The organism is Pseudomonas sp. 8_5_2, from assembly GCF_059295255.1.
In genome coordinates, this window is sequence record NZ_CM181238.1 from 2,695,783 (window position 1) to 2,717,120 (window position 21,338).

Annotated in this window: 19 protein-coding genes; 9 read left to right on the plus strand and 10 right to left on the minus strand. The window is 63.3% G+C overall.

Features of this window, described 5'->3' with window-relative positions; all coding sequences use genetic code 11:
- The first annotated feature begins 160 nt into the window (after positions 1 to 160).
- The 5 genes from AC5O5R_RS12385 to AC5O5R_RS12405 all read left to right on the plus strand — a co-directional run bounded on the left by AC5O5R_RS12385 (position 161) and on the right by AC5O5R_RS12405 (position 5,682).
- On the plus strand, positions 161 to 1,567 hold the full coding sequence (locus tag AC5O5R_RS12385) for a sensor histidine kinase (RefSeq protein ID WP_494515416.1): 1,407 nt from the start codon (positions 161 to 163) through the stop codon (positions 1,565 to 1,567).
- Between the two features lie 8 nt (positions 1,568 to 1,575).
- Entirely contained in the window at positions 1,576 to 2,208 is a 633-nt protein-coding gene (locus AC5O5R_RS12390) for a response regulator transcription factor (protein ID WP_172231335.1), read from the plus strand.
- A 244-nt stretch (positions 2,209 to 2,452) separates the two neighbouring features.
- Positions 2,453 to 2,926: a MarR family winged helix-turn-helix transcriptional regulator gene (locus AC5O5R_RS12395; protein WP_172286970.1), complete on the plus strand. Its 474-nt coding sequence runs from the start codon at positions 2,453 to 2,455 to the stop codon at positions 2,924 to 2,926.
- 30 nt (positions 2,927 to 2,956) lie between these two features.
- A complete protein-coding gene (locus AC5O5R_RS12400; protein WP_172231341.1) occupies positions 2,957 to 4,150 on the plus strand; it encodes an HlyD family secretion protein in 1,194 nt (397 codons plus the stop codon).
- On the plus strand, positions 4,147 to 5,682 hold the full coding sequence (locus tag AC5O5R_RS12405; protein WP_172231344.1) for a DHA2 family efflux MFS transporter permease subunit: 1,536 nt from the start codon (positions 4,147 to 4,149) through the stop codon (positions 5,680 to 5,682). Before AC5O5R_RS12400 ends, AC5O5R_RS12405 begins: the two co-directional genes overlap by 4 nt.
- Positions 5,683 to 6,067: 385 nt before the next feature.
- On the opposite strand, the gene AC5O5R_RS12410 is transcribed toward AC5O5R_RS12405, so the two are convergent.
- Together AC5O5R_RS12410 and AC5O5R_RS12415 are read right to left on the minus strand one after the other, a co-directional pair.
- Positions 6,068 to 6,259 (minus strand): hypothetical protein, encoded by a 192-nt coding sequence (locus AC5O5R_RS12410; protein ID WP_494515488.1) that lies wholly within the window; start codon positions 6,257 to 6,259, stop codon positions 6,068 to 6,070.
- A 540-nt stretch (positions 6,260 to 6,799) separates the two neighbouring features.
- On the minus strand, positions 6,800 to 6,961 hold the full coding sequence (locus tag AC5O5R_RS12415; protein WP_494515489.1) for a hypothetical protein: 162 nt from the start codon (positions 6,959 to 6,961) through the stop codon (positions 6,800 to 6,802).
- A gap of 635 nt (positions 6,962 to 7,596) precedes the next feature.
- On the opposite strand from AC5O5R_RS12415, the gene AC5O5R_RS12420 reads away from it, so the two are divergent.
- Positions 7,597 to 8,343 (plus strand): SDR family oxidoreductase, encoded by a 747-nt coding sequence (locus tag AC5O5R_RS12420; RefSeq protein WP_172221220.1) that lies wholly within the window; start codon positions 7,597 to 7,599, stop codon positions 8,341 to 8,343.
- 9 nt (positions 8,344 to 8,352) lie between these two features.
- Here AC5O5R_RS12420 and AC5O5R_RS12425 read toward each other — a convergent pair whose 3' ends face one another.
- The 4 genes from AC5O5R_RS12425 to AC5O5R_RS12440 form a co-directional block, all read right to left on the minus strand.
- The gene (locus tag AC5O5R_RS12425; RefSeq protein ID WP_494515417.1) at positions 8,353 to 10,419 is read right to left on the minus strand and encodes a PAS domain-containing protein; all 2,067 of its coding nucleotides are present in this window, start codon (positions 10,417 to 10,419) and stop codon (positions 8,353 to 8,355) included.
- 93 nt (positions 10,420 to 10,512) lie between these two features.
- Complete coding sequence (gene mapR / locus AC5O5R_RS12430; protein ID WP_172221226.1) at positions 10,513 to 11,922, minus strand: GntR family transcriptional regulator MpaR; 1,410 nt, start codon at positions 11,920 to 11,922, stop codon at positions 10,513 to 10,515.
- Positions 11,923 to 11,972: 50 nt separating this feature from the next.
- Positions 11,973 to 13,376: a cytochrome c oxidase accessory protein CcoG gene (ccoG, locus tag AC5O5R_RS12435; RefSeq protein WP_494515418.1), complete on the minus strand. Its 1,404-nt coding sequence runs from the start codon at positions 13,374 to 13,376 to the stop codon at positions 11,973 to 11,975.
- Between the two features lie 121 nt (positions 13,377 to 13,497).
- Entirely contained in the window at positions 13,498 to 13,737 is a 240-nt protein-coding gene (locus tag AC5O5R_RS12440; protein WP_172221232.1) for a DUF3203 family protein, read from the minus strand.
- 170 nt (positions 13,738 to 13,907) lie between these two features.
- On the opposite strand from AC5O5R_RS12440, the gene AC5O5R_RS12445 reads away from it, so the two are divergent.
- Positions 13,908 to 14,426, plus strand: coding sequence for an MgtC/SapB family protein (locus AC5O5R_RS12445; protein ID WP_172221235.1), 519 nt, complete (start codon positions 13,908 to 13,910; stop codon positions 14,424 to 14,426).
- Positions 14,427 to 14,958: 532 nt separating this feature from the next.
- Here AC5O5R_RS12445 and AC5O5R_RS12450 read toward each other — a convergent pair.
- The 3 genes from AC5O5R_RS12450 to AC5O5R_RS12460 form a co-directional block, all read right to left on the minus strand.
- The gene (locus AC5O5R_RS12450; protein WP_172221238.1) at positions 14,959 to 15,858 is read right to left on the minus strand and encodes a hydroxymethylglutaryl-CoA lyase; all 900 of its coding nucleotides are present in this window, start codon (positions 15,856 to 15,858) and stop codon (positions 14,959 to 14,961) included.
- Positions 15,859 to 15,877: 19 nt separating this feature from the next.
- Positions 15,878 to 16,276 (minus strand): MerR family transcriptional regulator, encoded by a 399-nt coding sequence (locus AC5O5R_RS12455; protein WP_172221241.1) that lies wholly within the window; start codon positions 16,274 to 16,276, stop codon positions 15,878 to 15,880.
- An 85-nt stretch (positions 16,277 to 16,361) separates the two neighbouring features.
- Positions 16,362 to 17,240: a helix-turn-helix domain-containing protein gene (locus AC5O5R_RS12460; RefSeq protein ID WP_172221244.1), complete on the minus strand. Its 879-nt coding sequence runs from the start codon at positions 17,238 to 17,240 to the stop codon at positions 16,362 to 16,364.
- Positions 17,241 to 17,412: 172 nt separating this feature from the next.
- Between AC5O5R_RS12460 and pobA the strand changes: the two genes are divergently transcribed.
- Positions 17,413 to 18,600, plus strand: coding sequence for a 4-hydroxybenzoate 3-monooxygenase (gene pobA, locus AC5O5R_RS12465; protein ID WP_494515419.1), 1,188 nt, complete (start codon positions 17,413 to 17,415; stop codon positions 18,598 to 18,600).
- A gap of 131 nt (positions 18,601 to 18,731) precedes the next feature.
- Here pobA and AC5O5R_RS12470 read toward each other — a convergent pair whose 3' ends face one another.
- On the minus strand, positions 18,732 to 19,388 hold the full coding sequence (locus tag AC5O5R_RS12470) for an ankyrin repeat domain-containing protein (protein WP_494515420.1): 657 nt from the start codon (positions 19,386 to 19,388) through the stop codon (positions 18,732 to 18,734).
- Positions 19,389 to 19,505: 117 nt separating this feature from the next.
- On the opposite strand from AC5O5R_RS12470, the gene ggt reads away from it, so the two are divergent.
- On the plus strand, positions 19,506 to 21,296 hold the full coding sequence (gene ggt, locus AC5O5R_RS12475; protein ID WP_494515421.1) for a gamma-glutamyltransferase: 1,791 nt from the start codon (positions 19,506 to 19,508) through the stop codon (positions 21,294 to 21,296).
- Positions 21,297 to 21,338 lie beyond the last annotated feature (42 nt).

The following is a 21,338-nucleotide window of genomic DNA, read 5'->3' on the forward strand; positions in this document are numbered from 1 at the left end:
GCGCCTGGCCCCCGATGGCTGATTGTTAGCTCTGTTCAGGGTGTCGGGAGGCGGGCGGTGGGCCGTTCCCCTCTGTCGCTGTTTTACGCGAGTCGCTATGGTAGTAGGAATATCGACTATAGCAATATAGTAAAACTACTAGATCAGCGAGCCGCCTGCCGTGGACAAGACCGCTTCCCCCTTGCTTGCCAAGGACCCGCAACCCAGCCTGCTGCTGGCCAGTGACGCCAGCCCGTTGCTGCTCAACCCGACGTTGCAGGCCTGGGTCGATGAAGGCCCGGCGCTGGTCCACTGGCTGCCGACCAATTGCGCAGCCCTGGTACGTGCCTGCCTGCGCCAGCACCGGGCGATTGCCGATGTCGAGGTACAGGTTGGCGAGCGAACGGTGCTCTGGACATTCATTCCTGATGACCAGGGCCAGCAGGTGCTAGGTCGCTGCCGTGACGCCAGCGAAGAGCGCCAGGGTGCACGCGAAGCCAGCCGCGCCAGGCGCCTTTACCGGCTTATCATCGAAAACACTACCGACCTGATTTCCCGACACAGCCCCGACGGCCGTTTCCTCGATGCCTCGCCGGCAGCTTATCGTCTGCTTGGCCTGTGGCCCGAGCAACTGCGCGGCCGGGCCGTGTACAGCCTGCTGCACCCGCATGAACGCCGCCAGGTCCTGCGCCAGGCGGCCGCCGCGCTGGATCAGGACGGTTACCACACCACCACCTGCCGGGTGCGTCAGGCGGCGGGCGGTTATCGCTGGTTCGAGATCGCCAGCCGGGCCATTCGCGAGACCTACACCGGTGCCGTGGTGGAAGTGGTCAGCGTGTCGCGCGATATCACCCTGCGTATCGAAGCCCAGGAGAACCTGGCGCACAGTGCCCGCCTGGCGACGCTGGGGGAACTGGCCTCGGGCATCGCCCACGAGATCAACCAGCCGTTGGCCGCCGTGGTCAATTACGCCAATGCCAGCCAGCGCTATTTGCAGGGCCTGGAGCGCGACCCGCAAGCCCGCGAGCGGGTCGGGCAGGGCCTGCAGCGCATCAGTGAGCAGGCCACCCACGCCGCCGAAGTGATCCGCCGCCTGCGCGCGTTTCTGCGCAAAGGGCCGCGCCGGCTGCAGGCATTGGACATGGCCGAGGTGGCTGGCGAAGCAATGCGCCTTTGCGCCTGGGAAGCCGCGCGTGATCAGGTGGCCGTCGAGTTGCGCATGAGCGCGCAGTTGCCCTTGGTGTACGCCGACCGGGTGCTGCTGGAGCAGGTGCTGCTCAATCTGCTGCGCAACGCCATCGATGCCAACCGCGAGCAGCATGGCGAGCGGCCCTCACGTATCCTGCTCGGCGCCGTGCGCGAAGGCGACGGTGTGCGGGTCGAGGTGGCCGACCAGGGCCCAGGCGTGGCGCCTGGGCGGCTGGATGACATCTTAACGCCATTTACCACCAGCAAGGCCGACGGCCTGGGCTTGGGTTTGAGCATGAGCCGCAGCCTGATTGAAGGGTTTGGCGGCAGCCTGTGGGCGCGGGCCGGTGACAACGGCGGCCTGGTACTGTGCTGCCGGCTGGCGGTGAGCAGGGGATAAAGGGGGTAGTGGTGCAAGCGAAAGTGTATGTGGTCGATGACGACCAGGGGATGCGTGATTCGACCGTATGGTTGCTGCAGTCAGTGGGCCTGCAGGCCTTGCCGTTCGCCAGTGGGCAGGCGTTTCTCGACGCCTGTGTGGACGATGGGGCGGCCTGCGTGCTGCTGGATGTGCGCATGCCGGGGCTGGGCGGGCTGGCCGTACAGCAGGCCATGCGCGAGCGCGGCTTGGCGCTGCCGGTAATCTTTGTCAGCGGCCATGCCGATGTGCCGATCGTGGTGCGTGCGTTCAAGGCTGGCGCCTGCGACTTCATCGAGAAGCCCTACAGCGACCAGTTGTTGCTCGACAGCGTGCAGGCCGCACTGGAGTCCGCCGAGCGGGCGCGTAAGTGCGATCAGGCGCTGGCCGAGGTGCAAGCGCGCATCGACGGCCTGACGCCGCGTGAGCGTGATGTGTTCGTGCCGCTGGCCCAAGGCTTGAGCAACCGCGAGATTGCAGAGCGGTTGGGCGTCAGCGTGAAGACTGTGGACTTGTACCGGGGGCGGGTGATGAAGCGGTTGCAGGCCACCAGCCTGGCCGAGCTGGTGGGGATTGCGATTGCTTGCGGGGCGGTCGAGGCGTTGGGCCTGCGAACCGTGTAGGAGATCCCAAAAGAACTGATGCCGGGTGCACCGCGTACCTTGCGGGAGCGGGCGCGCCCGCGAAGAATCCAACGCGGTGCATGGCACCGGCTGCGCCGGTGTTCGCGGGCACGCCCGCTACCACAGGCCACTACAGGGCTGCGTAGGGCAAATATCATGAAATTTTGCATAGCTAGCTAATCAAGGCTTTGACATTCACTGCCTAGGCAGTAATATTTGTACACAATTACCCGAGCAGTCCCTGATGGCCCATTTCTCACCCGAAAACTTCCAGACCTGCGCCATCGGCATGTTGCTTGGCCGCGCGGCGATCCTCAAGGACCGCATCCTCGACTGGCACCTCGAATCAGAGGGCGTCACTGCCGCGCAGTTCAAGGTGCTGATCATCGTCACCCAGTATCAGGTGGACACTCCGGCCGAGCTGTGCCGCTACCTCGGCCTGGACAGCGGTTCGATGACCCGCATGCTCGACCGCCTCGAGCAGAAGGAGCTGGTCGTGCGCAACCGCTGCGCCGATGACCGCCGCCAGGTGCGCCTGGCGCTCACCGCCGACGGCCAGCGCCTGGCCGACCGCCTGCCGGAAATCGGCGCTGCGGCCATGAACGAGCTGTGCGGTGTGCTGCAACCCGAGGAGCTGAAGACCCTGGAAGGCCTGCTGGCCAAGGTGCTGCTCGGCGCTGGCGACCCTTTGACGATCCGCCGCTTCGGCGACCGTTGAACCCTGTCACGAATTATTCAAGGTATTGTCATGGCCACTTCCGCAGACACTCAAAATCCCCCCGCCGCACCCGAGCCGTCGCGCAAACGCAAGGTCTGGCTGCTTGGCCTGCTGCTGCTGATCATCGTTGGCGGTGTCGGCGTCTGGGCCTGGTACAGCCTTGTCGGGCGCTGGCACCAGAGCACCGATGACGCCTACGTCAATGGCAACGTGGTGGAGATCACCCCGCTGGTCACCGGCACCGTCACCAGCATCGGCGCCGATGACGGTGACCTGGTCCATGCCGGCCAGGTGCTGTTGCAATTCGACCCGGCCGACAGCGAAGTGGCCTTGCAGTCCGCCGAAGCCAAGCTGGCCCGCAGCGTGCGCCAGGTGCGCGGGCTCTACAGCAATGTCGACTCGCTCAAGGCACAGCTGGAGACGCGCCAGGCAGAACTGCGCAAGGCACAGCAGGACTTCAATCGGCGCAAGGTGCTGGCCGACAGCGGTGCGATTGCCGCCGAAGAGCTGTCCCACGCTCGCGATGATCTGAGCGTGGCCCAGGCCGCCGTCAACAGTGCCCGCCAGCAACTGAGCACCAGCAGCGCGCTGGTCGACGACACGGTAGTGTCCTCGCACCCCGAGGTGATGGCGGCTGCCGCCGACCTGCGCCAGGCTTACCTCGACCACGCCCGCACCACCCTGGTAGCGCCGGTTACCGGCTACGTCGCCAAGCGCACCGTGCAGCTGGGCCAGCGCCTGCAGCCAGGCACTGCGACCATGGCGGTGATCCCGCTGGACCAGGTGTGGATCGACGCCAACTTCAAGGAAACCCAGCTGCGTGACATGCGCATCGGCCAGCCGGTCGAGATCAGCGCCGACCTGTACGGCAGCGAGGTCAAATACAGCGGCACTGTCGACAGCCTGGGGGCCGGCACCGGTAGCGCCTTTGCCTTGCTACCGGCGCAGAATGCCACCGGTAACTGGATCAAGATTGTCCAGCGCGTGCCGGTACGCATCCACCTCAGCCCCGACCAGCTCAAGGACCACCCGCTGCGTATCGGCTTGTCCACCGTGGTGGAAGTCGACCTGCACGACCAGAGCGGCCCGACCCTGGCCCAGCAGCCACCGCAGCAGGCCAGCTACACCACCCAGGTGTATGACCGTCAGCTGGTCGAAGCGGACAACCTGATCGCCCGGTTGATCCACGAAAACAGCGCAACCGGCAAGACGGCCCAACGATGAGCAACAATGCTGCGGCCCAGTTCACGCCACCGAGCCTGCTGCTGACCACCATCGGCCTGTCGCTGGCGACCTTCATGCAGGTGCTCGACACCACCATTGCCAACGTCGCCCTGCCGACCATTTCCGGCAACCTGGGGGTGAGTTACGAGCAGGGCACCTGGGTTATTACCTCGTTTGCTGTGAGCAACGCCATCGCCTTGCCCCTGACCGGATGGCTGAGCCGGCGGTTTGGTGAGGTGAAGCTGTTCATCTGGGCCACGCTTCTGTTCGTGGTGGCCTCGTTCCTGTGCGGCATCGCCCAGTCGATGCCTGAGCTGGTGGGCTTTCGTGTGTTGCAGGGGGTGGTTGCCGGGCCGTTGTACCCGATGACCCAGACGTTGCTCATTGCGGTGTACCCGCCCGCGAAACGGGGGATGGCCCTGGCGCTGCTGGCGATGGTCACGGTGGTGGCGCCGATTGCCGGGCCGATCCTGGGGGGCTGGATTACTGACAGTTACAGTTGGCCGTGGATCTTCTTCATCAACGTGCCGATCGGCCTGTTCGCTGCCGCTGTGGTGCGCCAGCAGATGCGCTCGCGGCCGGTGGTTACCAGTCGCCAGCCGATGGACTACATCGGGCTGCTGACGCTGATCATCGGCGTTGGCGCGCTGCAGGTGGTGCTGGACAAGGGTAACGACCTGGACTGGTTCGAGTCGTCGTTCATCATCATCGGCAGTGTGATTTCGGTGGTGTTCCTGGCGGTGTTCGTGATCTGGGAACTCACCGACCGGCACCCGGTGGTGAACCTGCGGCTGTTCGTGCACCGCAACTTCCGGGTGGGCACCATCGTGCTGGTGGGGGGCTATGCGGGGTTCTTCGGCATCAACCTGATCCTGCCGCAGTGGCTGCAGACGCAGATGGGCTATACGGCCACCTGGGCGGGTCTGGCGGTGGCGCCGATCGGCCTGCTGCCGGTGATCATGTCGCCGTTCGTGGGCAAGTATGCGCACCGGTTCGACCTGCGGGTGCTGGCGGGGCTGGCGTTTCTGGCGATCGGTGCCAGCTGCTACATGCGGGCGGGCTTTACCAGTGAGGTGGACTTCCAGCACGTGGCGTTGGTGCAGCTGTTCATGGGGATTGGTGTGGCGCTGTTCTTCATGCCGACGTTGAGCATATTGCTGTCTGACCTGCCGCCGCACCAGATTGCCGATGGCTCCGGGTTGGCAACTTTCCTGCGTACCCTGGGGGGGAGCTTTGCGGCGTCGTTGACGACCTGGATCTGGATCCGCCGGGCGGACCAGCACCATGCGTACCTGAGCGAGAACATCAGCCAGTTCGACCCGACTACGCGGCATACGCTTGAACAACTGGGTGGGGCAAGCCCGCAGAGTTATGCGCAGCTGGAGCAGATTCTCAACGGGCAGGCATACATGATGTCGACGGTGGATTACTTCACGTTGATGACTTGGGTGTTTGCGGGGTTGATATTGCTGGTGTGGTTTGCCAAGCCGCCATTTACGGCCAAGGCGGGGCCGGCTTCGGCGGGGCATTGATGGGTATGCTGCGGCTTTGAAGCTTGAAGCTTGAAGCTTGAAGCTTGAAGCTTGAAGCTTGTGCGCCGGTTTTGATGCAGCGAACAGTCCATTTGCGATGGCGACGCTTACTCACCTTTTCGCCCTTACGGCGAGTCACTTTTTTTCTTGGAAAAAAGTAACCAAAAACCGCTCGCTCCCATCATCCGGCCCCTACGCTTCGCTTCGGGGTCCCCTCACTCCGGCCTTGCTCCCGGGAGGACCGCGCTGCAGGCCCCATCCTGGGGCCCAGCGCTTGACGGGCATCCTTGCCCGTCACCTCCCTCCGCAAGGCCTGCGTTCGGCCTCCTGAAGTCGCGAAGATCAAGATCAAGATCAAGATCAAGATCAAGATCAAGATCAAGATCTACAGCAACAGCAACAGCAACAGCAACAGCAACAGCAACAGCAACAGCAACAGCAACAGCAACAGCAACAGCAACAGCAACAGCTCCTGCTCCTGCTCTTGCTTTGCTTCTAAGCGCGCGATAGTCCCGGCGACACAGGTTGCGACTTCAGGAGGCCGAGCGCAGGGCTTGCGGAGGGAGGTGACGGGCATGGATGCCCGTCAAGCGCTGGGCCCCAGGATGGGGCCTGCAGCGCGGTCCTCCCGGGAGCAAGCCCGGAGCGAGGGAACCCCGAAGCGCAGCGTAGGGGCCGGATGATGGGAGCGGGCGGTTTTGGTTACTTTTGCCAAGACAAAAGTGACCCGCCGTAAGGGCGGAAAGGTGAATCAGCGCCACCCTCGCTAATGAATGTCTACTTGATATGAACGCCCATGGCTTGAAGCTTGAAGCTTATGCGCCGGTTTAGATATGGCGAACAGTCCATTTGCGATGGCGACGCTTACTCACCTTTTCGCCCTTACGGCGAGTCACTTTTTTTCTTGGAAAAAAGTAACCAAAAACCGCTCGCTCCCATCATCCGGCCCCTACGCTTCGCTTCGGGGTCCCCTCACTCCGGCCTTGCTCCCGGGAGGACCGCGCTGCAGGCCCCATCCTGGGCCCAGCGCTTGACGGGCATCCTTGCCCGTCACCTCCCTCCGCAAGGCCTGCGTTCGGCCTCCTGAAGTCGCGAAGATCAAGATCAAGATCAAGATCTACAGCAACAGCAACAGCAACAGCAACAGCAACAGCAACAGCAACAGCAACAGCTCCTGCTCCTGCTCTTGCTTTGCTTCTAAGCGCGCGATAGTCCCGGCGACACAGGTTGCGACTTCAGGAGGCCGAGCGCAGGGCTTGCGGAGGGAGGTGACGGGCATGGATGCCCGTCAAGCGCTGGGCCCCAGGATGGGGCCTGCAGCGCGGTCCTCCCGGGAGCAAGCCCGGAGCGAGGGAACCCCGAAGCGCAGCGTAGGGGCCGGATGATGGGAGCGGGCGGTTTTGGTTACTTTTGCCAAGACAAAAGTGACCCGCCGTAAGGGCGGAAAGGTGAATCAGCGCCACCCTCGCTAATGAATGTCTACTTGATATGAACGCCCATGGCTTGAAGCTTGAAGCTTATGCGCCGGTTTAGATATGGCGAACAGTCCATTTGCGATGGCGACGCTTACTCACCTTTTCGCCCTTACGGCGAGTCACTTTTTTTCTTGGAAAAAAGTAACCAAAAACCGCTCGCTCCCATCATCCGGCCCCTACGCTTCGCTTCGGGGTCCCCTCACTCCGGCCTTGCTCCCGGGAGGACCGCGCTGCAGGCCCCATCCTGGGGCCCAGCGCTTGACAGGCATCCTTGCCCGTCACCTCCCTCCGCAAGGCCTGCGTTCGGCCTCCTGAAGTCGCGACGATCAAGATCAAGATCAAGATCAAGATCTATAGCAACAGCACTGATCTTGATCATTCCACTGTGCAGACTTTTCGCCTATTGTCGAGTTTCCCTTCCCGAACGACTGGCACATTCATGCAGAAAGTCATCGTCATCACCGGCGGTAGCCGGGGCATTGGCGCCGCCACAGCGCTGCTGGCTGCCCGCCAGGGCTACCGCATCTGCATCAACTACCACGCCGACGAACAGGCAGCCGAAGATATCCTCGGCCAGGTCCGCGCTCTGGGCGCCCAGGCTATCGCCGTGCGCGCCGACGCCAGCGTTGAAGACGAGATTGTCCAGCTGTTCCGGCGCGTCGACGAGGAGCTCGGCCCGGTCACTGCACTGGTCAACAATGCCGGCACCATTGGCCAGCAGAGCCGCGTCGAGGACATGTCCGAGTTCCGCCTGCTAAAGGTCATGAAGACCAATGTCGTCGGCCCCATGCTCTGCACCAAGCACGCCCTGCTGCGCATGGCGCGCCGGCATGGCGGGCAAGGCGGGGCCATTGTCAACGTGTCGTCGATGGCCGCGCGCCTGGGCTCGCCCAACGAATATGTCGACTATGCCGCCTCCAAGGGCGCGCTCGATACCTTCACCATCGGCTTGGCCAAGGAAGTGGCAGGCGAGGGCATTCGCGTGAATGGTGTACGGCCGGGCTATATCCACACCGGTTTCCATGCGCTGTCCGGCGACCCCGACCGGGTCAGCAAGCTGGAAGCCGGTCTGCCCATGGGACGTGGCGGGCATCCCGAGGAAGTGGCCGAGGCCATCCTGTGGCTGCTCTCCGACAAGGCGTCCTACTCCACCGGCACCTTCATCGACCTCAGCGGCGGGCGCTGAACGCCCCCGTCAACTTTCGATCAGTTCCCGTACCCGCTCGGCCAGCACTTCCAGTTCGAACGGCTTGGTCAGCACCAGCGTACCCTGCAGCAACTGGCCGTCACTGAGCGCCGCGCTTTCGTCGTAACCGGTGATGAACAGCACCTTCAGATCGGGATAGCGCTCACGGCAACGCTCGGCCACCTGCCGGCCATTCAGGCCGCCGGGCAGGCCGATATCACTCAGTAGCAGGTCTGGCCGCTCAGCGTTTTGCAGGTGGGCGAGGGCGGCGGGGCCGTTTTCGAACGCGTCGACCCGATAGCCCAGCTCCTCCAGCACTTCGCAGACCACCAGGCGCAGCGCGGACTGGTCCTCGACCAGCAGAATGCGTTGCTCTGTCGACGCGCTTCTTGCCAAAGGTGTACGGCGCGGTCTGGGGGCCGGCGCCTGCGGTTGCGTGTGGTGGCGGGGCAGCAGCAGTTCGATGCGCGTGCCCTCACCCAGCACCGACAGCACCCGCAGTTGTCCGCCTGACTGCCGCACGAAGCCGTAGGCCATGGATAACCCCAGACCGGTGCCTTGGCCCGCCGGTTTGGTGGTGAAGAACGGCTCGACGGCGCGCTCGGCCACCTCTGCCGACATGCCTTTGCCATCGTCGATGATACTCAGCCGCAGATACTCGCCGGCTGGCAGTTCCAGTGCCTGGGCCTGATTGGGGTCGAGCAGCAGGTTGTCGCCGATGATATCGATCGCACCGCCTGCGGGCATGGCATCGCGGGCATTGATGCATAGGTTGAGCAGGGCGCTTTCCAGTTGTGGCGGGTCGATGAACGTTGGCCACAACTGGCTGGCGAACTGGCTGCTCAGGGTAATTGCCGGGCCGATGGTGCGGCGTAGCAGCTCCTCCATGCCGGTTACCAGCGTGGCCACTTGCGTGGAGCAAGGTTGCAGGGTCTGCTGGCGAGAAAAAGCCAGCAGCCTGTGCACCAGCGAAGAAGCCCGCTGCGCCGAACCGCTGGACAGCTCCAGCAACGGTTCCAGGGCGTCAAAGCGCGACTGCTCAAGGCGTTGGCGCATCAGCTCCTGGGCGCCCAGGATGCCGCCGAGCAAATTGTTGAAGTCATGGGCGATACCCCCACTGAGCTGGCCCACGGCTTCCATTTTCTGCGCTTGGCGCAAGGCTTCCTCCGCCTTGGCCAGGCGTTCTTGCTCCCGCACCCGCTCGCTGATGTCATAGGCAAACAGGTAGGCACCCTGGATTTCACCTTCGGCGTTACGCAGGGCGTTGAAGCGCAGCTCGTAATGGCGTTGTGCGGCTACCTGACCAAAGCGGCCGATTTCGGTGAACTGCTCGCCCGCCAGGGCGCGCTGCCACATTGGTAAAATTGGGGTCTGGCCATCGCTGCCATCGTCGATCAGCGTCGGGACGTAATCGCCGACCTCCGGTGCTTGCCCATACAGCAACCGAAAGTCGTGTTTCGCCTGGCTGTTGACCGCCAGCCAGCGCATGTCGTTACCGACCACATGCACGTTGACGACGCTGTGGTCGATCAGCTCTGCAAACAGTCGGCGCTCCGCCAGTGCGATATTCACCCGCTGTTCAAGCTCTTCGTTCAGGCGCTGCAAGGCCTGTTCCGCCCGCCGTCGTTCGGTGACGTCCTTGAACAGCACCGCCACCTGGCGCCTTTCGGCCGGCTCCACGCGGAAAGTGGTAACGGACAGTACATGGCCGGTGGCCACCAGCTCCTGCTCGAATTGCAAGGGTTCGCCCGTGCGCAGCACCGCGCCATAGCGTGCCACCCAGCCATCCGCCTCGTCGGGCACCATTTCGCGCAGCTTCTGCCCGACCACGTTGGCGATGCCGGCGTGTTTGGCGTACGCCGCATTGGCCAGCACGTGCACATAGTCACTGAGCGGCCCGTGCGGGCCGTCGAAAAACTCGATGATGCAGAAACCTTCGTCCATGGTGTCGAACAGCGAACGGTAGAGGTTCTGATCATGGCCTTGAAGGCTCGCAACCTGTGCCTCCAGTAGCGCGTTCTGCCGCTGCAGGGCTTCGACTTGTTGATGCAGGGAAAGCAGGTCGCGGGATGACATGCCGAGGTCCGACGCAAGAGAAGGCAAAGACTTTAACCTGTTCGCCTGTAGGCGGATACCCGGTCGGCATGCTGCCCATGGGGTGGTTAGGCATCAGAACGAGCGGATGATCCGCCCCAGGGTTTCCATGGCCCTTTCGGCGCCGTCATGCCAGGGGCTGCCGTAGTTCAGGCGGATACAGTTGCCGAAGCGCCGGGTGGGCGAAAAGATCGGCCCGGGGGCGATGCTGATGCCTTGGGCCAAGGCCATGTGAAACAGTTTCAGGGCGTCCATCTGCTCGGGCAGTTCCAGCCACAGGAAGTAGCCCCCGGACGGTTGGCTTACCCGTGTCTGAGCCGGGAAGTAGCGGGCGATGGCGGCCAGCATGTTGGCCTGCTGGCCCTCCAGGGCATAGCGCAGCTTGCGCAGGTGCCGGTCGTATCCGCCGTGCTGCAGGTAGTCGGCAATGGCCGCCTGCGCCGGCATCGAAGCGCAAAGCGACGTCATCAGCTTGAGCCGCTCGATCTTCTGCGCAAAGCGCCCGGCCGCGACCCAGCCGATCCGGTAGCCGGGTGCCAGGCTTTTGGCGAACGAACCACAGTGCATGACCAGGCCCTGGGTGTCGAAGGCCTTGGCGGGTTTGGGTGCCTGCTGCGAGTAGTACAACTCGGCATACACATCGTCCTCGATCAAGGGCACCTGATGGCGCGCAAGCATTTCTACCAGGGCCTGCTTCTTCGCCTCCGGCATGCTTGCGCCTACCGGGTTCTGGAAATTGGTCATGCACCACACGGCCTTGACCGGGTGTTTTTCCAGGGTCTGCGCCAGTACACCCAGGTCCATGCCTTCGCGCGGGTGCACGGGGATTTCCACTGCTTTGAGCTTGAGCCGCTCCAGCACCTGCAGGCAGGCATAAAAGGCCGGGGCTTCGATGGCCACCAGATCGCCGGGCTCGGTTACCGCCTGCAGGCACAGGTTCAATGCTTCCAGCGCGCCGTTGGTGATCAGCAGCTCTTCCATTGGCAGCATCAGCCCGCCCACCATGTAGCGCAGGGCAATCTGCCGGCGCAATTGCGGGTTGCCGGGCGACAGGTCGGTCACCACCATGCGCGGGTCCATGCTGCGGCTGGCGCTGGCCAGCGAGCGCGACAGACGTTGCAGCGGGAACAGTTCGGGGCTGGGGAAGGCCGAGCCGAACGGTATGGTGTTGGGGTCCTTGATCGAATCCAGGATCGAGAACACCAGCGCGCTGACGTCGACGTCGGTGGACTCGCTGACCGGCTGCAGCGCCTGTGGCTCGCTGAACTGGCGTGGGGCGTGGGTGTTGACGAAGTAACCCGAGCGCGGCCGGGCACGAATGAGCCCGCGCCGTTCCAGCAGGTAATAGGCCTGGAACACGGTGGACGGGCTGACCCCGTGGGTCTGGCTGGCATAGCGCACCGAAGGCACGCGCTGGCCGGGGCCCAGCACCCCGGAGCGGATCAGTTCGGCGATGTCGTCGGCGAAGCGTTCGTAACGTTTCATTCTGGCCTTCTGTCGAAGCCTGGCAGGCAAGGTGGTGTCAGTGTAAGGGATCAGCGGTTGATCGGTGCGACGAAGCGGCTCTCGGCCACGCTGCGCACAGCAGGGTTGTCACGTTCGCTGATTTCAAAATTCAGGGTCTGCGAACTGCTGGTCGGGCGCTCGGCGAGCATCGCCACCGATACTGGCAGTTCACTCATTTCACCGGCAGGGATCACCAGGGTGCTGTTGCCCTGCAAGGTGAAACCGTCGGCGTCCAGCAAGCGCAGTGCATAGTGCTGTGTGCGCTCGGTCTTGTTGATGACTTTCAGCAGGTAGATGTTTTCGATCTGGCCCAGGGCGTTCTCGCGGAACAGGCCGCGGTCCTTGATAACGTCCAGCGACACCATCGGGCGCAACTGCAGGGCCAGCACCAGGGCACCGATCATCAGCACCAGTGCGGCGGCGTACCCGAGCAGGCGCGGGCGCACCCAGTGGGTGGTGCCGCCCTGCAGGCTGTGTTCTGACTTGTAGCCGATCAGCCCGCGCGGGTAACCCATCTTGTCCATCACCCCGTCACAGGCGTCGATGCACGCGGCGCAACCGATGCAGGCCATCTGCAGGCCATCGCGAATATCGATACCGGTGGGGCATACCTGCACGCACAGGGTGCAGTCGGTGCAGTCGCCCAGGCCTTGGGCGCGTGCGTCGCTGCCTTTCTTGCGCGGGCCTCGGGTTTCACCGCGACGCGGGTCGTAGGCCACCGCGAAGGTGTCCTTGTCGAACATCACGCTCTGGAAACGGGCATAAGGACACATGTGCAGGCACACCGCTTCGCGCAGCAGGCCGGCATTGATGTAGGTGGCGGCGGTGAAGAACAGCACCCAGAACAGCGCCACGCCGCCCAGTTGCAACGTGAACAGCTCCGCCGCCAGTGGCCGGATAGGGGTGAAGTAGCCGACGAAGGTCAGCCCGGTAACTACGCCGATGGCCAGCCACAGGCTGTGCTTGAGCGTGCGGCGGGCGAATTTGCCCGGGGTCCAGGGCGCGGCGGCCAGCTTGATGCGCTGGTTGCGGTCACCCTCGATGAGTTTCTCGCACCACATGAACAGCCAGGTCCAGGTGCTTTGCGGGCAGCTGTAGCCGCACCACACGCGGCCGGCATACACGGTGATGGCAAACAGGCCGAAGGCACAGATGATCAGCAGTGCCGACAGCAGGATGAAGTCCTGGGGCCAGAAGGTGGCGCCGAAGATGTGAAATTTGCTGTTCTCCAAATCCCACAGCACGGCCTGGCGGCCATCCCAGTTCAGCCAGGCGGTGCCGAAAAACAGCACAAACAGCACACCGGCGAAGCCGATGCGCAGGTTGCGGTACAGCCCGGTGAAGCTGCGGGTGTGGATGCCGCTGTCGTAGTGTCGCGTCCGGGGACTGGCTGGGGCAGTGGTGATCTCTGTGAAAGGGACTCTATCGCTCATGGTTCTGTGCTCATCAGGCCTCGATCAGGCATGAGCACTATGGCCCTGAAGCTGTTATCAGCACAGGTTCAGATTTTACGATAAAAACCATATCAGTTGCTGGGTTGCGCCCCGCCAGGCCTCAGATTACCGAGCCTGGCGTACTGGCCTTCAGATGCCTGCGGCTATCCACCGCACCCGCCACGGTAAGTGCATCGGCCTCGGCTTCGGTAATGGGCACGCGCTGGCCTGCGAGCAGGGCTACCGACATGCGCAACTGCTCGTCGGTGACGATTTCGATGTCCGGGCCGTCGCCCTCGATACGCACGTCTTCGCCAACCAGCGTGCAGCGGCGGGTGGTTTCGTCGACTTCAACAGGCATGGTGTGGTCCTCCTGGGGTTGTTACAGGGTGGACCACGGGGCAGAGGCAGATGCTGCATCGGCAGGCTGAGCGGCACTTTATGAAAGGCGCAGTGGTCCACAGTTGCAGATGGCAGGCCCGGTCCTTTCGCGGTCCTGGCAATTCAATGCTCAGCGTGGGAGCGGCCGCAATGGAGCTGATCTGGCAAACGATCCAGGCCGAATTCGCCGATATCACCGACTGGCGCGAGGTGACCCAGATTTCCGTAAGGCTGCTGATGGCGGCCGTGCTGGGTGCAGTCCTGGGCTTCGAACGCGAACACAAGGGCAAGTCCGCCGGGGTGCGCACGCACATGCTGGTCTCGCTGGGCGCGGCGCTGTTCGTGCTGGCACCGAGCATGGCCGGGGCTGATGAGCAGGCGCTGAGCCGGGTGATCCAGGGCATCGTCGCCGGTATCGGCTTCCTGGGTGCGGGCACTATCCTCAAGGGTAACGGCCAGGACACCAGCCACGTGAAAGGCCTGACCACGGCCGCGGGGCTATGGATGACCGCCGCAATCGGTACGGCTGCCGGCATGGGGCGCGAAGCCACGGCGCTGATCAGCACGGTGCTGGCCCTGCTGGTGCTGGGCACGATGCCGATGCTGGTAGACAAGGTAGAAGGGCAGAACGAGGAAAAGCAGAAGGAGGAAGAGGACGGGAAGCACTGAGGGGAGCCTAAGCTCCCCTCAAAGCGTTGCTGCCTGCTCTTTTTTTATTATTGGGACGGGCCTTTTATTGTTTTTGTAAGCCTGTCCTGGTGTTGCGAGCGACCCCCATGCGGGGTCAAGAGCAAACGTATTTTTTTGAGCGCTGACCTGCCTTCATCATTGCTGATCCGAACCTGGCTGCTGCTACCTTGTGGTAGTTTTATTGTTCTGTGCCAGACCGCGGGGCGTACCCCTGAAAAGCGTGTCGACTCCAAAAAGATCTGCTTGCTACGCCTCTGCCGTGTTGTTCTTGTTATGTCAGAGCCGTTACCTGTTGTTTTTATTGGGTATCGCATTTTTGTTGTTCTTGTACCAAAGATATAGCAGGGTGCGTGCCAACTTTTGAAAAGCCTTTAAAATCAATGGCTTAACGATTTTTTGCAAAATCTCGTCGCCTGAAATTCTGTCGATTTGTTTCCCTGTTACCCGATTTTCTACTGTGAAGCGTGGGGGCGGTAACACTCCACCCACGCACATGTGACAGCCGTATGACTTATTGTGCGCTGCGCGCCCGTGCCACCCGCGACCCGTTGTCGCGGCCCAACACGCTGCTGATGCGCCGCCCGGCGGCGATCAACCGATCAAGGTCGATGCCGGTTTCAATACCCAGCCCCTGCAGCAGGTACACCACATCTTCAGTGGCGATATTGCCGGTAGCGCCTTTGGCGTACGGGCAGCCACCGAGCCCAGCCACCGAGCTGTCGAACACGCTGATGCCTTCGAGCAGGCTGGCATAGACGTTGGCCAGGGCCTGGCCGTAGGTGTCGTGGAAGTGCCCGGCCAGCTGTGCCCGTGGTACTTGTGCCGACACCACCTCGAACAGCCGCCGGGTATCGCCGGCGGTGCCGCTGCCGATGGTGTCGCCCAGCGACACCTCGTAGCAGCCCATGTCGTGCAGGGCGCGGGCTACCGGGGCGACCTGTTCGGCACTGACCTTGCCTTCATAGGGGCAGCCGAGCACGCAGGACACATAGCCGCGTACACGCACGCCATGGTTGCGCGCGGCTTCCATGATCGGCTCGAAGCGCTTGAGGCTTTCGCTGATCGAGCAGTTGATGTTGCGCTGCGAGAACGCTTCGGAGGCGGCGGCGAACACGGCCACTTCCTTGACGCCCGCGGCCAGGGCGTCCTCGAAGCCGCGCAGGTTTGGCGCCAGAGCCGCATAAGTGACCCCCGGGCGCTGCTGGATGCTGGCGAATACCTCGGCAGAACCGGCCATTTGCGGCACCCACTTGGGCGAGACGAAACTGCCCACTTCGATGTAGGCCAGGCCCGCCTCGGTGAGGTCGTCCACCAGTCGCACCTTATCGGCGACGCTGATGGGCTGGGCTTCGTTCTGCAGGCCGTCGCGGGGGCCTACTTCGACCAGACGGACTTCTTTGGGCAAGTGCATGGCGGGTTTCCTGTGGCGTTCAGCGGTGGTCTTTGTTGTTCAGGGTGGCGGCCAGGGCCTGTTCGCAGCGCTCCTGGGCGGTGTCCAGTTCCAGTTGCATCTGGTGGATGTCGAGCATCTGCTGTTCCAGCTGGGCGCGGCGCTCGGCGATTTTCAGCAGCATGCTGTTGAGCTGTTTGAGGTTGCCACTGGTGGGGTCGTACAGCTCGATCAGTTCGCGGCACTCGGCGAGTGAGAAACCGATGCGTTTGCCGCGCAGGATGAGCTTCAGGCTGACTTTGTCGCGCGCCGAATAGATGCGTTCCAGGCCGCGGCGCTCCGGGCTGAGCAGGCCCTGTTCCTCGTAGAAACGAATGGCACGGGTGGTGATGTCAAGCTCGCGGGACAGGTCGGAGATGCTGTAGGTCTGGGTGCTCATGCTCGGGCTCGGCGTGGGGTATGGCGGTATCCTGAGGGTAGGTTGACGTTTACGTCAAGCAGGAGCCGGCACAGGCAGGCACTGATCAGTCCGGCTGCACCGCCCGCCGATAGCCATTGGGTGTCTGCCCACTCAACCGCTTGAACCACCGCGCGAAATACGTCGGGTCGGTGAACCCCAGGCTATCCGACAACTGCCCGATGCTCATGCGCGTGTACACCAGGTTCCGCCGCGCCTCCAGCAACAAGCGCTGGTGCACGACCTGCAGCGCTGTCTGCCCACTCAACGCCCGACACAGCTGATTCAGTTGCAGGCTTGGAACATTAAGCCGCGCGGCAAAATCCTCCACCGACAAATGTTCCCGGTAATGCGCCTCGACCAGGCGCAGGTATTGCCCGAGCAACTGGCGGTCACGTTCATCACGGTTGCGCGGCGCCTGGCCCAGTTGCTGGCGGCGGCTGATCCACACCATCAGCGCGGTCACCAACGCCTCGAGCAGGGCCGCCCGCGCCGGGGCGTTGCCCTGGTATTCCTGCTGCAGGGTGTCGATCAGGCTGCGCAGGTGCATACGGTCCTTGCCCAGCCGGTAACACGCCGGGTTGGCCAGCACCGTCAGTGGCGCGCCAAGGCGCTGCTCCAGGGCCGCCACCAGTGCCGGGCCGAAGGTCAGCACATGGCCCTGGATATCGGCACTGAAACGAAAGCCGTGCACGGTCATCGGCGGCACCACCTGGATGGCGGCTTCGCCAATGGCGCTGCGTAAACCTTCGATCTCCACCTGGGCCTCGCCGCGCTGCACATACAGCAGCTGGAACAGCTCGGCATGCTGGTGCGGCTTGATCTCCCAATGGTGCAGGCGGCTGCGCGCCGGGATCGACTCGCAGTGCAGCAGGTCGGTGCCCGGCCAGGCCTGGTTTTCGCCGTACAACTTGAACAATGGAACGCCGGGTAGGGTGGATTTCATGCGGGTTGGCCTGTCCGTTAATCGAACGAATTTTTTAAAAGTGCAGATTTTGCATGGAATAACACACTTCTATGGCAGTTTTTGCCAGTAAAAATGCAAGGGTAAACCCTAACAGCAGATGCCGACCCACTGCCAGTGCGGGGCCGGCATTGTCCGAACAGAGATAACAACAATGAAAACTCAGGTTGCAATTATTGGTGCAGGTCCGTCCGGCCTGCTGCTTGGCCAACTGCTGCACAAGGCCGGCATCGACAATGTGATTGTCGAGCGCCAGACGCCAGAGTACGTGCTTGGTCGCATTCGCGCCGGGGTACTGGAGCAAGGCACCGTCGATCTGCTGCGCGAAGCTGGCGTATCGCAGCGCATGGACAGTGAAGGCCTGGTACATGAGGGCGTCGAGTTGCTGGTTGGCGGCCGCCGTCAGCGCCTGGACCTCAAGGCCCTGACCGGGGGCAAGACGGTAATGGTATACGGCCAGACCGAGGTTACCCGTGACCTGATGCAGGCCCGTGAGGCCAATGGTGCGCCGATCATCTACGCGGCCAGCAATGTCCAACTGCATGAACTCAAGGGAGAGAAGCCCTACCTGACGTTTGAAAAGGACGGCCAGGTGCATCGGGTTGACTGCGATTACATTGCCGGGTGTGACGGATTCCATGGTGTATCGCGGCAGAGCATTCCCGAAGGCGTGCTGCAGCAGTATGAGCGGGTCTACCCGTTTGGCTGGCTGGGCCTGCTGTCGGATACGCCGCCGGTCAACCATGAGCTGATCTACGCACACCATGAGCGCGGCTTCGCCCTGTGCAGCCAGCGGTCGCAGACGCGCAGCCGGTATTACCTGCAGGTGCCCCTGGATGATCGGGTGGAGGCGTGGTCCGACGAGCGCTTCTGGGACGAACTCAAAGCCCGTCTGCCCGCCGATGTGGCCGCCGACCTGATCACCGGGCCGGCGCTTGAAAAAAGTATCGCGCCGCTGCGCAGCCTGGTGGTTGAACCGATGCAGTACGGCCACCTGTTCCTGGTCGGTGACGCCGCCCACATCGTCCCGCCAACCGGGGCCAAGGGCTTGAACCTGGCTGCGTCGGACGTCAACTACCTGTACCGGATCCTGGTCAAGGTGTACCGCGAAGGGCGCACCGACCTGCTGCAGCAGTACTCGCCGCTGGCCTTGCGCCGGGTATGGAAAGGCGAGCGTTTCAGCTGGTTCATGACCCAGCTGCTGCATGACTTCGGTAACCACAAGGATGCCTGGGACCAGAAGATGCAGGAGGCTGACCGCGAGTACTTCCTGACCTCGCCGGCGGGGCTGGTGAACATTGCCGAGAACTATGTGGGGCTGCCGTACGAAGATGTGGTCTGACCGAAAGTTGCGGAAATTTCAACGCATGCACTGAACCGGTAGGAGCAGCCTTGTGCTGCGAAGAGGCCAATACCGCAACATCCAATTGCCAGTCATAACGGCCTTTCGCAGCACAAAACTGCTCCTGCAAGCTATGCCTGGCGCGCAAGCAGTTTTTGCATCTCTCGATATCCCCGCTGCCGCGCGTGCTCCAGCGCTGTCACGCCATCCTTGTCGGCAATCTGCCGATCTGCCCCGGCCGCCAGCAACCGGCGCACAATCTCCACATGCCGCGGCCCGCCATCGCCCAGAATCACCGCCTCCAGCAGCGCGGTCCAGTGCAACCGGTTGAGGTGATTCACATCCACCCCGGCATCGATCAGCATTTGCACCGTCTCGACATGCCCGCGCTCGGCCGCAGGGATCAGCGCAGTCCCGCCGTAACGGTTGGTGCTCTTCAGGTCGGCGCCGTGACTCAGGGTCAGTTGCAGGATGTCGTTCAGGCCACGGGCGCCGGCATACAGGTAGGGGCTGTCATTGATGTTGTCCTTGGCATTCACGTCGGCACCGGCCTCGATCAGTGCCTGGGCCGCTGCGATCTGGTTGTCTTGGGTGGCGACCATCAGGGCAGTGCGGCCCTGCTCGTCACGGCTGTCCAGCCGGGCACCTTGTTTCAGCAACTGTTGCAACGTGCGTACGTCGTTTATGCGGGCTGCGTTGTGCAGGCGGTTGTCCATGGGGCTGGTCTCGGCGTGGGCGGCAAGGCTGCTGAACAGGGCGAACAACAAGGTTGCGAGTGATAAACGCATGGGGCAAGGTCCTCGATGGCTTGCCTGCATCCTAGAAAAAATACGCCAGGGCTTGAAGTCAAGTTTGTGCATGACCCACAGTGACTTTCCTGATAGCTGATGGCAGGACGCGCAACCATGAGATTTCCAACGCCGCTGGTCGGCGCCCTTTGCCTGCTGGCTGCCAGTGGCTGGGTCTGCGCCGACCAGCTTCTGCCTGCGCCACCAGAGCTGGCATCCGGTTACCGCAGCGGCCTGCAGCCGGTGCATGCCAGCCGGCATATGGCTGCCGCAGCCAACCCGCTGGCCAGCGAGGCGGGACGGGCGATGCTGCGGGCCGGAGGCAGCGCCATCGATGCCGCAATTGCCATGCAGATGGTGCTGACCCTGGTCGAACCGCAATCCAGTGGCATTGGTGGCGGGGCGTTCATCCTGTACTGGGATGGCAAGCGTGTGCAGGCTTTTGATGGCCGCGAGGCGGCACCGGCGGCGGTGACGGAAAAACTGTTCCTGCAGGCCGATGGCACACCCATGCCGTTCCGGACGGCGCAGATCGGTGGGCGTTCGGTAGGCGTGCCTGGGGTCTTGCGTGCGCTGAAGCTGGCTCACGAGCAGCACGGCAAGCTGCCGTGGCGCGACCTGTTCGCACCCGCCATCGGGTTGGCGCGAAATGGTTTCCCGGTCTCCCGGCGCCTTCATGCTTTGGTGGCCGGCGACCCGTACATTGCCGGGTCGCCGAGCATGGCCAGTTACTTCCTGGATCAACAAGGCCGGCCACTGCAGGTGGGCACGGCCCTGCGCAACCCGGCGTTGGCGCAAACCTTCGAGCAGATCGCGGCGCAAGGTCCCGAAGTGTTCTACAGCGGCGAGATCGCCGAAGCCATCGTGGACAAGGTACGCAACCACCCCAATGCCGGCTACTTGTCGCTGCAGGACTTGCGGCAGTACCAGGCCAGGCAGCGCGAACCGGTCTGTGGCCCTTACAAGGCCTGGCGCATCTGTGGCATGCCGCCGCCATCTTCGGGCGGGGTGACAGTGTTGCAGACGCTGGGCATTCTTGAGGCTGCACAGCGCGCAGCGCCGCAACGCGACCTCGCAGCGTTGCCGCCTGTCGCGACCACATCCCCGGCGGGCCTCGAGGCTCGGCCACTGGCCGTGCACCTGATCGCCGAGGCGGAGCGCCTTGCCTATGCCGACCGTGCCCAGTACCTGGCCGACAGCGATTATGTACCGGTGCCGGTCAAGGCGCTGACCGATTCCGCCTACCTGGCCAGCCGTGCCAGGCAGATTACCGCGCACAGCATGAAGCAGGCCCGCCCGGGCCAGCCGCACGGCGCGGACCTGGCGCTGGCCCCGGACCGCTCGCCACTGCGCATTTCCACCTCGCACCTCAGCGCGGTGGATGACGCCGGCCAGGCCCTGGCCATGACCACCTCGGTGGAGGCTGCGTTCGGTTCGCACCTGATGGTCAAGGGCTTCTTGCTCAACAATCACCTGACCGACTTCTCGTTCATCCCGCAGGAACAGGGCAAACCTGTGGCCAACCGGGTGCAGCCAGGCAAGCGCCCGCTCTCGGCCATGGCGCCCACGCTGGTGTTCTTGCGTGCTTCTGGTGAACTGGTGGCCAGCCTCGGCTCACCGGGCGGCTCACAGATCATCGGCTATGTGAACAAGGCCCTGATCGGCCTGCTGGATTGGCAGCTCGACCCGCAGCAGGCCGCTGGCCTGCCCAACTTCGGCAGCCGCAATGCCGGCACCGAGGTGGAAGCGGGCCTGGCCAGTCCGGCGCTGATCCGGCAGCTGGCGGCCTGGGGTCATGAGGTGACGCCCATGACCATGACCAGCGGCATGCAGATCATCCAGCGCCATGGCGAAGGCTGGTCGGGCGGGGCCGACCCCCGGCGTGAAGGTGTCGCCCTGGGTGATTAGCCCATCGCGTTGCGGTGCACGAGGTGGCGTGATAGAAGTCAG

What these genes read in the sequence shown, in the direction of transcription:
- AC5O5R_RS12395 (WP_172286970.1), top strand. Translation starts at nt 2,453, where the DNA reads ATGGCCCATTTCTCACCCGAAAACTTCCAGACCTGCGCCATCGGCATG.
- AC5O5R_RS12400 (WP_172231341.1), top strand. Translation starts at nt 2,957, where the DNA reads ATGGCCACTTCCGCAGACACTCAAAATCCCCCCGCCGCACCCGAGCCG.
- AC5O5R_RS12405 (WP_172231344.1), top strand. Translation starts at nt 4,147, where the DNA reads ATGAGCAACAATGCTGCGGCCCAGTTCACGCCACCGAGCCTGCTGCTG.
- AC5O5R_RS12410 (WP_494515488.1), bottom strand. Translation starts at nt 6,259, where the DNA reads ATGCCCGTCACCTCCCTCCGCAAGCCCTGCGCTCGGCCTCCTGAAGTC.
- AC5O5R_RS12415 (WP_494515489.1), bottom strand. Translation starts at nt 6,961, where the DNA reads ATGCCCGTCACCTCCCTCCGCAAGCCCTGCGCTCGGCCTCCTGAAGTC.
- AC5O5R_RS12420 (WP_172221220.1), top strand. Translation starts at nt 7,597, where the DNA reads ATGCAGAAAGTCATCGTCATCACCGGCGGTAGCCGGGGCATTGGCGCC.
- AC5O5R_RS12425 (WP_494515417.1), bottom strand. Translation starts at nt 10,419, where the DNA reads ATGTCATCCCGCGACCTGCTTTCCCTGCATCAACAAGTCGAAGCCCTG.
- mapR (WP_172221226.1), bottom strand. Translation starts at nt 11,922, where the DNA reads ATGAAACGTTACGAACGCTTCGCCGACGACATCGCCGAACTGATCCGC.
- ccoG (WP_494515418.1), bottom strand. Translation starts at nt 13,376, where the DNA reads ATGAGCGATAGAGTCCCTTTCACAGAGATCACCACTGCCCCAGCCAGT.
- AC5O5R_RS12440 (WP_172221232.1), bottom strand. Translation starts at nt 13,737, where the DNA reads ATGCCTGTTGAAGTCGACGAAACCACCCGCCGCTGCACGCTGGTTGGC.
- AC5O5R_RS12445 (WP_172221235.1), top strand. Translation starts at nt 13,908, where the DNA reads ATGGAGCTGATCTGGCAAACGATCCAGGCCGAATTCGCCGATATCACC.
- AC5O5R_RS12450 (WP_172221238.1), bottom strand. Translation starts at nt 15,858, where the DNA reads ATGCACTTGCCCAAAGAAGTCCGTCTGGTCGAAGTAGGCCCCCGCGAC.
- AC5O5R_RS12455 (WP_172221241.1), bottom strand. Translation starts at nt 16,276, where the DNA reads ATGAGCACCCAGACCTACAGCATCTCCGACCTGTCCCGCGAGCTTGAC.
- AC5O5R_RS12460 (WP_172221244.1), bottom strand. Translation starts at nt 17,240, where the DNA reads ATGAAATCCACCCTACCCGGCGTTCCATTGTTCAAGTTGTACGGCGAA.
- pobA (WP_494515419.1), top strand. Translation starts at nt 17,413, where the DNA reads ATGAAAACTCAGGTTGCAATTATTGGTGCAGGTCCGTCCGGCCTGCTG.
- AC5O5R_RS12470 (WP_494515420.1), bottom strand. Translation starts at nt 19,388, where the DNA reads ATGCGTTTATCACTCGCAACCTTGTTGTTCGCCCTGTTCAGCAGCCTT.
- ggt (WP_494515421.1), top strand. Translation starts at nt 19,506, where the DNA reads ATGAGATTTCCAACGCCGCTGGTCGGCGCCCTTTGCCTGCTGGCTGCC.